This window comes from Streptomyces sp. AC555_RSS877 (assembly GCF_019049245.1).
Lineage (GTDB): Bacteria > Actinomycetota > Actinomycetes > Streptomycetales > Streptomycetaceae > Streptomyces.
In genome coordinates this window covers 1-475 of sequence record NZ_JAGMUK010000103.1, presented here as the reverse complement: position 1 = coordinate 475, position 475 = coordinate 1, and the positions used below count along the sequence as shown (strand labels likewise).

The following is a 475-nucleotide window of genomic DNA, read 5'->3' as shown; positions in this document are numbered from 1 at the left end:
TATCGGCGTCGTAGAGAGCGGGTTGGTGGTGCGGTTCGGCCCCAAACCCAGGGGCGTGCGCGAGAGTTGAGTTGGTCGGTTGCGAGGGTCGTGGCCTGGGCGATGTCGTCGGGGTTGGCGAATGACCGACCGGCGAGGGCGGCCTTGCGGAAGATGCGCCACCAGCCTTCCTGGAGGTTGAGCCAGCACGCGCCGACGGGGATGAAAGCGTGGTGGATGCGGGGATGTTCCTCGAGCCAGGTCCGGGTGGACAAGCTGTTGTGGCTGGACAGGTTGTCGGTGACGATCCAGATCTCCCCGGTCGGATTGGCGTCCTCGACCTGTTGTAGAAACCGCTGGTAGAAGACGCTGTTACGGGAGGAAGCGGTCATGGTGATCTGCTGGCCGTCCCGGACGCGTAAGGCCCCGTAGACCCAGGTTTTCTCGGGTCCGCGGCTGTAGTCGAGCTCGGCTTTGATCCGGTGTCCGTCGGGTG

1 protein-coding gene is annotated in these 475 nt (G+C 64.6%); it reads right to left on the bottom strand.

The features are described from left to right. Window positions 1–475: transposase (locus tag KUM49_RS35435; RefSeq protein ID WP_217241063.1), on the bottom strand; the 475-nt coding region annotated here is incomplete at both ends.